The 13,143-nt window shown below is 75.5% G+C and carries 11 protein-coding genes; 8 read left to right on the top strand and 3 right to left on the bottom strand.

Features of this window, described 5'->3' with window-relative positions:
* Positions 1-29: 29 nt before the first annotated feature.
* From O7613_RS12045 to O7613_RS12055, 3 genes are read right to left on the bottom strand one after another with little or no spacing between them, the layout of a single operon-like run.
* Positions 30-1,256 (bottom strand): MFS transporter, encoded by a 1,227-nt coding sequence (locus O7613_RS12045; RefSeq protein ID WP_282293872.1) that lies wholly within the window; start codon positions 1,254-1,256, stop codon positions 30-32.
* A gap of 39 nt (positions 1,257-1,295) precedes the next feature.
* Positions 1,296-2,735, bottom strand: a complete 1,440-nt coding sequence (locus O7613_RS12050) for a condensation domain-containing protein (RefSeq protein WP_282293873.1) — start codon at positions 2,733-2,735, stop codon at positions 1,296-1,298.
* Positions 2,736-2,745: 10 nt separating this feature from the next.
* Positions 2,746-3,861: a glycosyltransferase gene (locus O7613_RS12055; protein ID WP_281588688.1), complete on the bottom strand. Its 1,116-nt coding sequence runs from the start codon at positions 3,859-3,861 to the stop codon at positions 2,746-2,748.
* 105 nt (positions 3,862-3,966) lie between these two features.
* Between O7613_RS12055 and O7613_RS12060 the strand changes: the two genes are divergently transcribed.
* The 8 genes from O7613_RS12060 to O7613_RS12095 all read left to right on the top strand — a co-directional run bounded on the left by O7613_RS12060 (position 3,967) and on the right by O7613_RS12095 (position 13,118).
* Positions 3,967-5,241 (top strand): DegT/DnrJ/EryC1/StrS family aminotransferase, encoded by a 1,275-nt coding sequence (locus O7613_RS12060; RefSeq protein WP_282293874.1) that lies wholly within the window; start codon positions 3,967-3,969, stop codon positions 5,239-5,241.
* Positions 5,242-5,282: 41 nt separating this feature from the next.
* Complete coding sequence (locus tag O7613_RS12065; protein ID WP_282293875.1) at positions 5,283-6,497, top strand: inositol-3-phosphate synthase; 1,215 nt, start codon at positions 5,283-5,285, stop codon at positions 6,495-6,497.
* 77 nt (positions 6,498-6,574) lie between these two features.
* The gene (locus O7613_RS12070; RefSeq protein WP_282293876.1) at positions 6,575-7,795 is read left to right on the top strand and encodes an acyl carrier protein; all 1,221 of its coding nucleotides are present in this window, start codon (positions 6,575-6,577) and stop codon (positions 7,793-7,795) included.
* Entirely contained in the window at positions 7,792-9,288 is a 1,497-nt protein-coding gene (locus O7613_RS12075; RefSeq protein ID WP_282293878.1) for an AMP-binding protein, read from the top strand. The genes O7613_RS12070 and O7613_RS12075 overlap by 4 nt, the downstream gene beginning before the upstream one ends.
* Positions 9,281-10,516 carry an alanine racemase gene (locus O7613_RS12080; RefSeq protein ID WP_281588678.1) on the top strand — a complete coding sequence of 412 codons (1,236 nt, stop codon included), beginning with the start codon at positions 9,281-9,283 and terminating at the stop codon, positions 10,514-10,516. Before O7613_RS12075 ends, O7613_RS12080 begins: the two co-directional genes overlap by 8 nt.
* A 4-nt stretch (positions 10,517-10,520) precedes the next feature.
* Positions 10,521-10,775 carry a phosphopantetheine-binding protein gene (locus O7613_RS12085; protein WP_282293879.1) on the top strand — a complete coding sequence of 85 codons (255 nt, stop codon included), beginning with the start codon at positions 10,521-10,523 and terminating at the stop codon, positions 10,773-10,775.
* Positions 10,772-11,929 carry an acyl-CoA dehydrogenase family protein gene (locus O7613_RS12090; protein WP_282293880.1) on the top strand — a complete coding sequence of 386 codons (1,158 nt, stop codon included), beginning with the start codon at positions 10,772-10,774 and terminating at the stop codon, positions 11,927-11,929. Before O7613_RS12085 ends, O7613_RS12090 begins: the two co-directional genes overlap by 4 nt.
* A 127-nt stretch (positions 11,930-12,056) precedes the next feature.
* Positions 12,057-13,118, top strand: a complete 1,062-nt coding sequence (locus O7613_RS12095) for an acyl-CoA dehydrogenase family protein (protein WP_282293881.1) — start codon at positions 12,057-12,059, stop codon at positions 13,116-13,118.
* Positions 13,119-13,143 lie beyond the last annotated feature (25 nt).

Genomic DNA, 13,143 nt, shown 5'->3' on the forward strand with positions numbered 1-13,143 from the left:
CCCCACCGCGCGGGCCGGAGCCGCGCCGGTCAGGCCGCCGTGCTCTCGCCCGGCAGCGCCCGGGCCTGGACCCGGCCCATCAACGCCACGATGGCGAGCGCCAACACGGCCACCACCACGAACGCGGTACGCAGGTCCAGCGCGCCGGCGAGCAGGCCGATCACCGGCGCCGCGAGCAGCGCACCCGGCCACTGCCCCATCGCCACCACCGAGACGCCCTCCCCCGAGGTCAGGCCGGGCTGCTCGCCGGCGAAGCCGAGCACCGTCGGGGTCACGCAGGCCAGCCCGAACCCGAGCAGCCCGAAGCCGGCCATCACCGCCGCGGGATGCGGGTACGCCACCGGCAACGCCACGCCGGCGGTGGCGACGAGCGCCGACGCCCGGACGAAGCGGACCCTCCCGATCCGGCCGGCCAGCCGGTCGCCGACGAGCCGGGCCACGGTGGCGGCGAGCGACAGGCAGGTGTACGTGGCGGCGGCCAGCACCGCCGCGGCGCCGGCCACCTCGGTGGCGTAGAGCGCGCTCCACTGCGCGCCGGCCATCTCGACGAACGAGGCGAGGAACGCGATCGCCGCGAGCAGGACGAGCTGCGGGGTGAACCGCTCGCGTAGCCCGCGCCGGGCCTCGCCGTCCTTCGGCTCCTGGCGGGGCGTGTCCGGCAGCCAGCGCTGGGTGCCGATGAGCAGCGCGCCCAGCAGCACGCTCGTGACGGCCATCTGCGCCGACGGGGACAGGCCGACCGCGGCGGCGCCGGTGCCGCAGAGCCCGCCGGCGAGCATGCCGATGCTGAAGCCGGCGTGGAAGGTGGACAGGATCGGCCGCCCGTAGCGCTTCTGCACCTCGACCGACTGGGCGTTCATCGGGGTGGCCAGCAGGTTCGCCGCGAAACCCCAGACCGCGAGCCCGGCGACGAGCGCCACCAGGCTTGTGGACGCCGCCAGCAGCGGCGCGTTGACCAGGATCAGCGCGGCCCCGGCCAGCGCCAACCGGCGGGTGTTGATCCGGCTGATCAGCACCGCGACCACGACCAGGGAGATCAGTTCCCCCGCGTTGGTGGCGATGTTGGCCAGGCCCCAGCCGGTGTTCCCGACGCCGACCGCGTCGCGGACCTCGGGCACCCGGGCGGACCAACCGCCGATGGCCAGGCCCATGATGACGAAGAGCAGCACCACCGACCAGCGGGCCCGGACAGCCGTCCGGGGCACCGGTGGCGTGGGCGACTCCGTCGTGTGCGGGTGCGTCGAGGTGTCCGTCATGGTCGTCGTACCTCTCTCGGATCGGTCCCGGTCAGTGTCCTACCCCGTGGCGTGGTCGAAGAAGCACGCACCGTCAGGCAGGCGCAGCCGCGCCGGGGGCAGGTCGGGGTCGGTGACGAGCGCCGACACCACCGCCACGTAGTCGTCGATCAGCCCGGCCACGAGGTCGTCGCCGAAGACGCCCCGGTTACGGATGATCACGCCGCCGGCCCGGTCGTCGTCCACCACCACGATGGGCGAGCCCCGTTTCACCCAGACCGGCAGGCAGTCGGGTGGCACGTCGGCGGCGAGCACCGGGGGCGGGGTGCCGGGCGCGGGCCGGGCGGTGATGTCGACCGGCTCGACCCGCAGCTCCGGGCAGCTCAACACCGGCGAGGCGGACGCGGCGGACTGGAACCAGGCGTCGAACAGGTGGTTGTCCGGCCAGGGGCGCACGCGCGGGAAGTCGGGCCGGACCGCCCGGGCCACCCGGTGGAACGGGGCGGCGTGGTCGATCGCCTCGGCCAGGGCGGCGTGCGCGGCGGCGACCACGGCGCGCATCGGCGCGTCCGGGTCGACGGTGGCCGGCAGGTAGACGTTGTTGGTGAACTGGCCGATGAGCTGCCGCGACAGCGGGCTCTCCCGGCCCAGCGTGGTGGTGCCCAGCACCACCCGCCGCCGCCCGGCCCGCGTCGACAGCACCACCAGGTAGGCGGCGAGCAGCAGGACGTACGGGCTGGTCCGGGCCCGGCGGGCGGCCGGGCGCAGCCGCGCGGTGACCTCCGGCGGGAACGCGAAGCGGGTGGCCACCTCGGCGCTGAGTTCGACGTCGGGGCCGGGTGGCGGCGCCGGGAAGAGCTGGTACGGCTCCACCGGGCGCAGCCGGTCGGCCCAGTAACCGGCTCGGGCGGCGGCGTCGATCCCGCCGCCGGCCAGCTCCGCCTCCTGGAGCGCGGCGAGCCCGGCGAAGTCCACGCCGAGCGGCGGCTGCGGGTCGGCCGCGCCGAGCCGGGCCGCGTACGCGTGGCAGAGGTCCTCCACGAACACCCGGCAGGACCAGCCGTCGGAGACCATGTGGAAGAAGCAGAGCGCGAGCACGTGTTCGGTCGCGGAGAGTCGGACCAGCGCGGCCCGCCACAGGGGCGCCCGGCCCGGGTCGAACGCGACGTTGCGGTGCGCGTACGCGATCTGCTCGACGCGGGCCTGCTGCTCGTCCGGCGGGAGGCCGGACAGGTCGACCTCCTCCAGCGGCGAGTCGACGTGCGGCAGGATCGTCAGGGCCGGTTCGGGGCCGATGCGGTCGAACCGCATCCGCAGCGCGTCGTGCCGCCGCACCACGTCCCGCATCGCCTGCCGCAGCGTGTCGACCCGCAGCGTGCCGCGCAGCCGGCGGAACTCCACCACCACGAGCCGGGCGTCACCCGGGTGGGCCGGGTCGAGCGCGGTCATGAACTCCCACATCATCTGCTGGCTCGGCGCCAGCGGCAGCGTCGTCGGCATGGCGTCCCCCTCAGGCCGCCACCGGCTGCGCCGCCGCGGGCGTGACCGGCTGGTAGTCGGCCTCGTCCGGCGCGCGGAAGCCGGTGAAGAGCAGGTCGGGCCGGCCCAGGCGGAGCGCGGTGACGAACGCGGCGCCGTCGAAGAGCGTCTCGATCGCCGCGCAGGCCGCCGACTCGGCGACCGCCCGCGGCCCCCGGTCGCCGCCGAGCCGGCCGGGTGTCTTCGCGGCGATCACGGCCGCCGCGACGGCCGGCACCGCGAGCAGGCTGCGCCCGGAGCTGCGCCGGGCGGTCAGCAGCCCGGCCAAGGCGGTGGCGGCGAGCAGGCTCGCGGTGTTGAGCACGAACCGGCGCCGGCGCGGGTGGGCCAGGCAGAGCCACTGCTCGGAGCGGCCGTACGTGGTGAACCGGTAGGCCACCGCGCGGAACGAGTCGGCGACGCCGGTGTCGTGGGTGACCACCCCGTCCGGCTCGGCGAGCAGCACGTAGCCGGCGTCGGTCAGGAGCAGCCCGAGGTGCAGGTCCTCCCCACCGATCGGCATCGGGGAGTCCTCCGGGAACCCGCCGACCGCGTCGAACGCGGCGCGCTTGAGCGCCGTGTTAGCCCCGGCGCCCCAGGAGACCCGCTCGTGGTGCAGCGGTCGGGTCAGGTCGCCGAGCAGCAGGTAGGAGCGGCTCATCACGCGGAAGAACGCGCTGTCACCGGGGTCCACGAGCACCGGGCCGGCGACACCGGCGACCTCCTCGCCGCTGGCGCGCAGCCGGGCCGCGTACCTGGTGATCAGGTCGGCCGGTACCCGGCAGTCGGAGTCGGTGAAGAGAAGCAGGTCGTGGCGGGCGTGCCGGACACCCAGGTTGCGCTTGGCGCCGACGTGCCGTGGCCCGCGCACGTAGCGGGCGCCGTACTCGGCGCAGGCGGCGCGGTGCGCGGCGGCGGCGGCGGGCGCGGAGTCGTCGACCACCACCACCTCCACCGGCTCCGGACAGTTCGGGGCGGCGTCGCGCAGGCTGCGGAGCTGGCGGCGCATCTCCGGCACCCGGTCCTTGACCGGGATGACGACGGAGACGCCGCGCGTGACGGCGCGGGGTTCGGTCGGTTCGCCCACGGGCGATGCGGATCGGCTCATGCCTGAAGCGTCGGCCACATCGATACAGGATTGATACACGGCAACCTCTTGCGCAGGTATCCGGCGTGTATCGCCGATGTATCGACGGCCATCAAGGTCGAAGGCATGACGACCTCCATTCCGCTCGACCGGCGGCTCGCCGTCGACGGCGGCCGGCCGGTCCGTCCGCCGGACCGACCGTGGCCGCGCTGGCCGATCCCCGCACCGGACGCCGCCCCCAACCTCGCCGCCGTGCTGCAGGGCGGGCGGTGGGCGATCAGCAGCCCGACCGTCGGCGACGGCGTCCTGTTCGAACGCCGCTTCGCCGCCGACTTCGCCCGTTACGTCGGCACCCGGCACTGCGTGCCCGTCGACCATGGCTCCAGCGCGCTCGTGGTGGCGCTGGAGTCGCTCGGCCTCGGCTACGGCGAGACCGTGCTCGTCCCGGCGCTGACCTGGACCGCCTCCGCCACCGCGGCGCTGCGTGCCGGCCTGGTGCCGGTGCTCGTCGACGTGGACCGCGACACCGGCTGCGTCGGGCCGGACGACCTCGACCTGTCGGTGGACCCGCGGGCCGTGGTGGCCGTGCACTGGGCCTCGAACATGGCCGACATGCCGGCGCTCGACGCGGTCACCGGGCCGCGCGACATCTCCATCGTGGAGGACTGCGCGCAGGCGCACGGCGCCACCTGGCAGGGCCGCCAGGCCGGCTCGTTCGGCCGGCTGGGCTGCTTCAGCTTCCAGCACGGCAAGGTCCTCACCTGCGGCGAGGGCGGGGCCGTGGTCACCGACGACGACCGCCTGGCACCCGTCCTGGAGGAGTTGCGGGCCGACTCGCGTCGCTACCGCGGCGACCGCACGCCCCCGGGTGAGCTGGATCTGGAGGAGAGCGCCGGGGTGCAGGGCGCCAACTTCTGCCTGAACGAGTTCTCCGCCGCGGTGGCGTGCGCCCAACTGGCCACCCTGGACGCCCAGCACGAGGTGCGCAACCGCAACTACCGGCTGCTCGCCGAACTGCTGGCCGACGTCGACGGCGTCCGGCTGCTGCAACCGGCGACGGCGCAGACCCGCATCTCGATCTACGAGGGGACGCTCGTCCTCGACGACCTGCCCACCGGCATGGACAACGCCGCCGTGGCCGCCGCGCTCACCGCCGAGCTGGGCAGGCGGTTCTACCTCACCGACGAGCCGCTGCACCGCAGCAAGCTGCTCCAGCCGTGGACCAAGCCGCTGCTCGCGCCGCTCGCCGAGCGCTTCGCGGCGATCCACGCCGACCGCACCTACCCCAAGACCGAGTGGCTCGCCGCGCACACGGTCCAGACGCACCACAGCACCTTCCTCGGCACCGAGCAGGACATGCACGACGTGGCCACCGCCGTCACCAAGGTGCTGACCCGCTGATCCGCGCCACCGCCGGCGCACCCACCAGAAGGGACCTTCCCGTGACCGTCACCCAGCGTGAGACCTCGCACAATCCGACCCCCGAGGCCGACGGACCCGTCGGCGTGTGGCTCAACGGCGCCCGCGGCTCGGTCGCCACCACCGCGATCACCGGCCTGCTGGCGCTGCGGGCCGGCATGACCGACTCGACCGGCTGCGTCACCGACACCGGCATGCTGCGCGACGCGCCGCTCGCCGACTGGGCCGACCTGCTCGTCGGCGGGCACGACATCGTCGACACCCCGCTGGAGAAGAAGGCCGAGTCGCTCGTCGACTCCGGCGTCATCCCGGCCCCGGTGCTGGCCGCCGTGCGGGGCAGCCTGCCCGAGGTCGAGCGCGACCTGCGCACCGGCTACGACGCGCGGACCGAGACCGGTCCGCTGGCCGAGGTGATCGACCGGCTGGCCGGTGACATCGAGGAGTTCCGCACCCGCCACGGCCTGTCCCACGTCGTCGTGATCAACGTGTCGTCCACCGAGCCGCCGGTCGAGCACCGGCCCGAGCACGACGACCTGGACGCGCTGACCCGCAGCCTGGCCGACCCGGCGGACCGGGCGCTGCCGGCCAGCGCGGTCGTCGCGTACGCGGCGTTCCAGGCCGGATGCGGCTTCGTTGACTTCACCCCGTCGACCGGGGCGCGGCTGCCCGCGCTGGAGATGCTGGCGCAACGCGAGCGGGTGCCGTTCGCCGGCTCGGACGGCAAGACCGGGGAGACGCTGCTGCGGACCGCGCTGGCGCCGATGTTCACCTGCCGCGCCCTGCACGTGCTCTCCTGGGCCGGAGTCAACCTGCTCGGCGGCGGTGACGGCGCCACGCTTGAGGACCCGCGCAACGCCCGGAGCAAGCTGAGCTCCAAGTCGGGCGTGCTGCCGGCGCTGCTCGGCGAGGACGTCACCGCCCCGCTGCACATCGACAACGTGCCGGACCTCGGCGACCACAAGACCGCCTGGGACCACGTCTCGTTCGAGGGGTTCCTCGGCGTCCGGATGTCCATGCAGCTCACCTGGAGCGGGGTCGACTCCACCCTGGCCGCCCCGCTGGTGCTCGACCTGGCCCGGCTGACCGCCGCGGCGCACCGCGCCGGGCACGTGGGCGCGATCGAGGAGCTGGGGTTCTTCTTCAAGGACCCGATCGGCTCCGACGAGCACGCCCTCGCCGAGCAGGCGTCGGTGCTCTCCGCCTGGGCCAGCGGGCTGGACGGCCGTACCAACCGCTGACCTTCGTCCCGGCCGCCGGCGCGGTCCGTTCCGCGTCGGCGGTCCCCGCCCCCTGTATCCGTTCCGAGGAGCCCTCCATGTCACACGTCCCGAACGCGCCCGACCCGCCGACCACGGATCCGGTGTGGACACCGATCCTGACCGGCCTGCGCGCGACCGCGCTGGACTGCCTCCAGACGAGCTTCGCGCTGCTGGCCGACCACGTGAACGGATCCGGCAGTCACCTCGCCCTCGGCGCCCGCTTCGGGTTCGCCACCCGGGAGCGGGACGGCCTGGTCACCGTCGAGGCCACCTCGGACGACCGGGCCGCCGAGGCGGCCGACCTGCTGGGCCTGTGGGTGGAGGGCCGGTGGATGCAGCTCGACGGCCCGCAGGTGCGTCAACTGTGCGGCCCGGGCCAGCCGCTCTACGTCATCGCCGACGCCTACGACCTGCCCTGGTGCCCCTATCACGGGCACGAGCACATGCGGCACAGCTTCCTGGTCACGGCCGCCACCACGGACGAGGTCACGGTGGTCGACGCCTACCACAACGACACCGCCTGGGGCGCCGCCCGGCCGGGCGTGTGGCGGCTGCCCACCGCCGGGTTCGACGCGGCGCTGGCCGGCGGCGCGCACACGCCCGCCGTGGCGGTGCACCCGGCGCCGGCGATCGACGTGCCGGCCATGCTCGCCGGCAACGCCGACCGGGCCCGCCGGGCCCGCCCGGAGATCGCCGCCTACCTGGACCGGACCGCCGCCGCCCTGGGCACCGTGGCCGGGCTGCACCGCTTCGTGCTCGACGTCTGGTTGCTGGCACGCGGTCGCGACCTGCACGAACACTGGCTCGCCGCGGCGGCGCCGGACGCCGCCGCCGCGCTGGCCGGCCAGGGCCCGCGCTGGCAACAGCTCGCCACCCGCAGCTACGTCGCGCTGCGCCGCGCCCAGGCGGGTCGACCCGCCGCGCCGGAGCTGGCGGACGCGCTCGGCACCCTCGTCGAGAGTCACCTGACAGCGCTGGAGTCGGTCGGCGCCGACGCCGCGCCGGCCGGCGCGGGTCCGGCGGGCGGGGACGGCGTACGCGCGGCCGTGCTCGGCGCGCTCGGCGACACCCTGCACCTGGACGGGTCCGAGCTGCACAGCACCGACGTGCTGCGGGAGCTGCCCGGGTTCGACTCGTTCCGGCTGGTGGACGTCATCGACCGGGTCGAGCAACGCCTCGGCGTCGAGGTGCCGGCGACCGCGCTCTCCGCCGCCGACCTGCGGGACGTCGGCTCGCTGTGCGCCATGTTCGGCGCCGCCGCCGGGGGTGCCCGATGAGTGCCGACCTGCTGCCCGACCTGCTCGACGGCACGGCCGCCGCGCGTCCCGACGCGCCCGCCGTCGACGACGGCACCGCCTGCCACACGTACCACGAGGTCCGGACCGCGAGTTTGCGCCTGGCCGGCTGGCTGCGCGCGGCGGGGGTCCGGCGCGGCGACCGGGTGCTCGTCGCGCTGCCGACCGACGCGACGCTGCCGGCGCTGCTGTACGCGGTCGCCCGGGCCGGCGCGGCCTTCGTGGTGGTCCGGACCCCGGCCCCGGAGGTCGCCCTGGCGCACGTGCTCGACGACGCGGAACCGGCCCTGGTCCTCACCGACGACGCCCCCCTCGGCGAGCTGTCCCGGGCCCGGGGCGTCCCGGCGCGTGGCGCCGCCGACGTGGCGCACGCGGCGGCGACCGGCGACGGGGACGCGCCGGCCGGCGACGGCCCGCTCCCGGTCGACCCGGTCTGCCTGATCTACACCTCCGGCAGCACCGGGATGCCGAAGGCGGTGGTCTCCACGCACGCCCAGGTCACCTTCGCGGTCCGGGCGATCCAGTCGGAGCTGCGTTACCGGCCCGACGACGTGGTGCACGACGTGCTGCCCACCTCGTTCGACTACGGCCTCTACCAGATCTTCCTGAGCACCGTGGCGGGCGCCCGGCTGCGCCTGGGTGACCCGGCCGAGACCGGCGGCCGGCTGCTGGCGAGCCTGGTCGGCTCCGGCGCGACAGTGCTGCCGTGCGTGCCGTCGCTCGCCATCAACCTGCTGCGGCTGCTCGGCCGGCCCACCGCGCCGCGCCCACGGCTGCGCCTGCTGACCAACACCGGGGCGGCCATGCCGCCGGAGGTGCTGGCCGGCCTGCGCGAGCTGCTGCCCGGCCTGAGCGTCCAACTGATGTTCGGCCTCACCGAGTGCAAACGCGCGGCGATCATGCCGCCGGACGAGGACCTGCGCCGGCCCGGCGCCTGCGGCCGGGCGCTGCCCGGCACCGAGATCTTCACGGTCGACGCCGACGGGCGGCGCCAGCCGGCCGGGAGCACCGGCGAGCTGGTGGTCCGCGGCCCGCACGTGATGGCCGGCTACTGGCGGCGGCCCGAGCTGACCGCCGAGCGGTTCCGGCGCGTGCACGGGCTCTTCCCGCAACTGCACACCGGCGACCACGGCCACGTCGACGCCGACGGGTACGTCCACTTCGCCGGCCGGCGCGACGACGTCTACAAGGAGAAGGGCACCCGGGTCAGCGCCACCGAGGTGGAGGCCGCCGCCCACCGGGTCGACGGCGTGGACGCGGCGGGTGTGCTGCCGCCGGCCGCCGGCTGCGACGGAGCGACGCTGTTCGTGGTGGCCGAGCTGACGCCGGGCGACGTCCTGCGCCGGCTGCGGGACCAGTTGGAGGAGATGAAGGTGCCGGCGCGCTGCGTCGTGCTGCCGGACCTGCCACTGACCGGCAACGGCAAGGTCGACCGACGGGCGCTGGCCCGGCTGGCCGGTGAGCGCCGTGGCTGACCTGCCCTTCGACACCCCCGCCTACCGCTACGACCTGGCCGGGGTACGCGCCAACCACGCCACGCTGCGCGCGGCGCTGCCCGCGCCCAGCCGGCTCTACTACTCGCTGAAGGCCAACCCGCACCCGGCGGTGGTGGCGGCGCTGCACGAGGCCGGCTGCGACGCCGAGATCTGCTCCCCCGGTGAGCTGGCCGCGGCGCTGCGCGCCGGGGTGCCCGGCGACCGGATGCTCTACACCGGCCCCGGCAAGCGGGACGCCGAGGTGGCCGGCGCGGTCCGGGCCGGCGTCCGCTGGTTCTCCGTCGACTCGCCGGTCGGGCTGGACCAGGCCGACCGGATCGCCGCCGCGCACGGCGTGGATCTGCGCTGCCTGCTCCGGGTCAACGACCGGGTGCCGAACCCCGGCCAGGGGCTGACCATGACCGGTGTCGCCTCGCAGTTCGGCGCCGACGTCGACTGGATCGAGCGGGCACCGGAGAAGTTCCGCTCCCGCCCGTCGGCCCCGGTACGCGGGTTCCACCTCTACACCGGCAGCAACGTCGACTCGGTGGACGCGCTCGTCGCGCAGTTCACCACCGCCGCGACCACCGCCCGCCGGCTGCGCGACCTGCTCGGCGTCGACCTGACCGTGCTCGACCTGGGCGGTGGCTTCGGCGCGCCGTTCGCCCGGCCGGGCCGCAACGCGGACCTGTCCGGGCTCGCCGACGCCGTCGGCGCGGCGCTCGACGGGCTCTTCCCCGGCTGGCGCGACGGGACGCCGACCGTGGCGTTCGAGTCGGGGCGGTTCCTCACCGCCACCGCCGGCACGCTGCTGACCCGGGTGCTCGACGTCAAGCGGTCGCAGGGCACGCCCGTGGTGGTGCTGGAGTCCGGCATCAACCACCTGGGCGGGATGTCCGGCCTGCGCCGGCTGCCGCCGCTCGTGCCCGCGCTGCACGCCGCCGACGACCGCGACGGCGAGCCGCTCGACGCCGCGATCGTGGCCGGTCCGCTGTGCACGCCGCTCGACACCTGGGCCCGCGCCGCGAGCCTGCCCGACGTACGGCCGGGCGACGTGCTCGCCGTGCCGAACGTCGGCGCGTACGGGCTCTCGGCGAGCCTGCTGGCGTTCCTCGGCCATCCGGCCCCGGTCGAGGTGATCTGCGACGGCGACCGGATCGTCGAGACCTCCCGGCTGACGCTGACCCGGCAACCCGCCGGCCACGAAGACCCACGAGATGAGAGGTGACGTCATGAACGCCGAATTCACCGAGTTGCTGCGGCCGTTCCTCAAGTTCGCCGGCCCGGACGAGATCACCGAGGAGGCGCGGCTGCGCGACCTGGGCCTGGACTCGATGCGCGAGATCGAGCTGCTCTTCACCATCGAGGAGACGTTCGGGGTGGCCGTGCCGGACGACAAGCTCGTCGACTCCACGTTCGCCACCGCGGGCGGGCTGTGGGGCGTGATCGAGGAGCTGCGGACCCCCGTGGGCGGTGGTACCCGATGACCGCCGCCGGGTGGGCCCCGGCCGTCGAGACCGTGTCCGAGGTGGCGGCGGCGCACGCGCGCCAGTCGGACGAGAACGCCACGTTCCCCACCGAGGCGCTCGCGGCCATGCGGCGTACCGGGCTGTTGGGGCTGCTCGTCCCGACCGCCGAGGGCGGCGCCGGCGGCACGCTGTCCGACCTGGTCGACGTCACGCTGGCGCTGGGCCGGGTGGACATGTCGGTGGCGATGGTCTTCGCCATGCACTGCCAGCAGGTCGCCGCGATCACCGCCTTCGGCGGGGAGAAGCTGCGGACCGAGGTGCTGCCGGCGGTGGCCCGGGGCGAGCGGTATCTCGGCTCGGTCACCACCGAGGCCGGCAAGGGCGGTCACCTGCTGACCGCCGAGTCGGCCCTGGCACACGACGGCGAGATGCTGCGCGTCGACCGCCAGGCGCCGATCGTGACCGGCGGCCCGTACGCGGACGCCTTCCTCATCACCACCCGCGCGCCGGGCGCCGAGTCGGCGTCCCAGGTGGACCTGGTCTACGCCGCCCGCGACCAACTTGAGGTCGAGGTGACCGGCGGGTGGCGTCCGCTGGGCATGCGGGCCACCCACAGCGTGCCGATGCGACTGCGCGGCGCGGTGCCGCAGTGGCAGGTCGTCGGCGAGCACGGCGGGTTCCGGGAGATCGCCACCACGGTCTTCGCGCCGCTGGCGCACGTCGGCTGGGCCGCCGCCTGGCTCGGCACGGCGGCCGGGGCGTACGAGCGGTTGCTGCGGCACGCGCGCGGCGAGGCGGGCCGGCGACAGTTCAACCCCTCCTCGGAGCTGGTGCTGCTGCGGCTGGCCGGGATCCGCATCCGGCTGGACGCGGCGCACGCGCTGCTGCGGCACACCGTCTCGGTGGTCGCCGACGCGCCGGACATGTCCGCGGCGCCGGTGCAACTCCTGCTCAACACGTTGAAGATCCGCGCGGCGGAGGAGTCGTTCGCCGCCGCCGACGAACTGGTCGAGCTGTCCGGGCTGCGTCACGGCTACCTGACCGACTCGCCGCTGGCCCTGGAGCGCACGTTCCGGGACCTGCGCTCGGCGTCGCTGAACTACGCCAACGACCGGCTGCGGCTGGCGAACGGGGCGCTGGCGCTGCGCGACCAGGCGGTGCGTCTTGCCTGAGCCGACGCCGACGCCGAGGGCTGCGACGCCGACGCCGACGCCGAGGGCCGCGACGCCGACGCCCCTGACGCCGACGCCGACGCCGACGAAGGCGTCCGCGACGCCGGCCGGGAACCATGCCGCGCGGGTGCGCGTGGCCCTGGCCGGCGTGGACGTCGCCGACCCGCGCGCCGTGTGGCGGGCACTCGGCGCCGGCGGCGTCACCGCGGCCCTCTACCCGGACGGCGAGCAGCCGGACCCGGTTCGGCTGTCGGCGCTGCTCACCGAACTGGACGCCCACTGCCCGCTGGGCGTGACGCTGTCGGTCTGCGTCCAGGTCGCCACCGTACTGCCGCTGCTGGCCGGCGCCGGTGGGCCGGCGGAGACCGCGCGCCGTGGCATGTTGCGCGGCGAGACCGTGGTGGCGCTCGCCGTCACCGACGCCGCCGGGTCCGGCTCGGACCTGCTCGACGCCACCACCCGGGTGAAGCTGGGCGAGGGCACGGCCACCCTGGACGGCGGGAAGACCTGGATCACCAACGCGACGACGTGCGACGCGGCGCTGGTGCTCGCCCGGCACCGCGAGGCGCGCCACTTCACCAGCTTCTGCTGGCTGCTCACCCCGGCCGCCGCGCCGGGCGTGACGGTCTCCTCCGCCGGACGGGCGTTCGCCGGCGCCGGCACCGGTCACCTGCGGTTCGCCGCCGTCGCGCTCGACCCGGACGCCGTGGTGGGCCGCCCCGGCCGGGCGCTTGCCGGCTTCGCCCGGCAGGCCGGCGTGGAGCGGCTGGCGAGCGCGCTGTGGGCGCGGGCGATGTGCCACCGGATGCTCGCCGGCCTGCGCGACTGGCTGCGCGGCCGGCCGGCCGCCGAGGGGACGCTGTGGGACCGCCCGGCGATCCGGGAGCGGTACGCCCGCTGCCTGGTGGCGGTCCGGCAGCTCGACGCGCTGTGCGCGCCGCCGCTGGCCGCGCCGGACGCCGTCCCGTCCCCGGTGACCGGCATGCTTCTCAAGATCACCGCCGCCGAGACGGTCGAGCGGGTCGCCGCCGAGGCCGTGCACCTGCGCGGCGCGGACGCCTTCCGCGACGGCGGCGAGGCGCACCTGCGCACCGAGGCGGCCATGTTCGGCATCGCCGGCGGTGCCACCGGCGCAATGCTCGCCGGCATCGCCGACCACGCCGACGAACTTGTCGACGCCGGGCGCTGACCGACGACGCCAACCGCGCCGGCAG

The sequence above is a fragment of the Micromonospora sp. WMMD975 genome, assembly GCF_029581215.1.
GTDB lineage: Bacteria > Actinomycetota > Actinomycetes > Mycobacteriales > Micromonosporaceae > Micromonospora.

Coding starts and splice junctions, on each gene's coding strand:
- O7613_RS12050 (WP_282293873.1), bottom strand. CDS start 2,735: ATGCCGACGACGCTGCCGCTGGCGCCGAGCCAGCAGATGATGTGGGAG.
- O7613_RS12055 (WP_281588688.1), bottom strand. CDS start 3,861: ATGAGCCGATCCGCATCGCCCGTGGGCGAACCGACCGAACCCCGCGCC.
- O7613_RS12075 (WP_282293878.1), top strand. CDS start 7,792: ATGAGTGCCGACCTGCTGCCCGACCTGCTCGACGGCACGGCCGCCGCG.
- O7613_RS12085 (WP_282293879.1), top strand. CDS start 10,521: ATGAACGCCGAATTCACCGAGTTGCTGCGGCCGTTCCTCAAGTTCGCC.
- O7613_RS12070 (WP_282293876.1), top strand. CDS start 6,575: ATGTCACACGTCCCGAACGCGCCCGACCCGCCGACCACGGATCCGGTG.
- O7613_RS12045 (WP_282293872.1), bottom strand. CDS start 1,256: ATGACGGACACCTCGACGCACCCGCACACGACGGAGTCGCCCACGCCA.
- O7613_RS12060 (WP_282293874.1), top strand. CDS start 3,967: ATGACGACCTCCATTCCGCTCGACCGGCGGCTCGCCGTCGACGGCGGC.
- O7613_RS12090 (WP_282293880.1), top strand. CDS start 10,772: ATGACCGCCGCCGGGTGGGCCCCGGCCGTCGAGACCGTGTCCGAGGTG.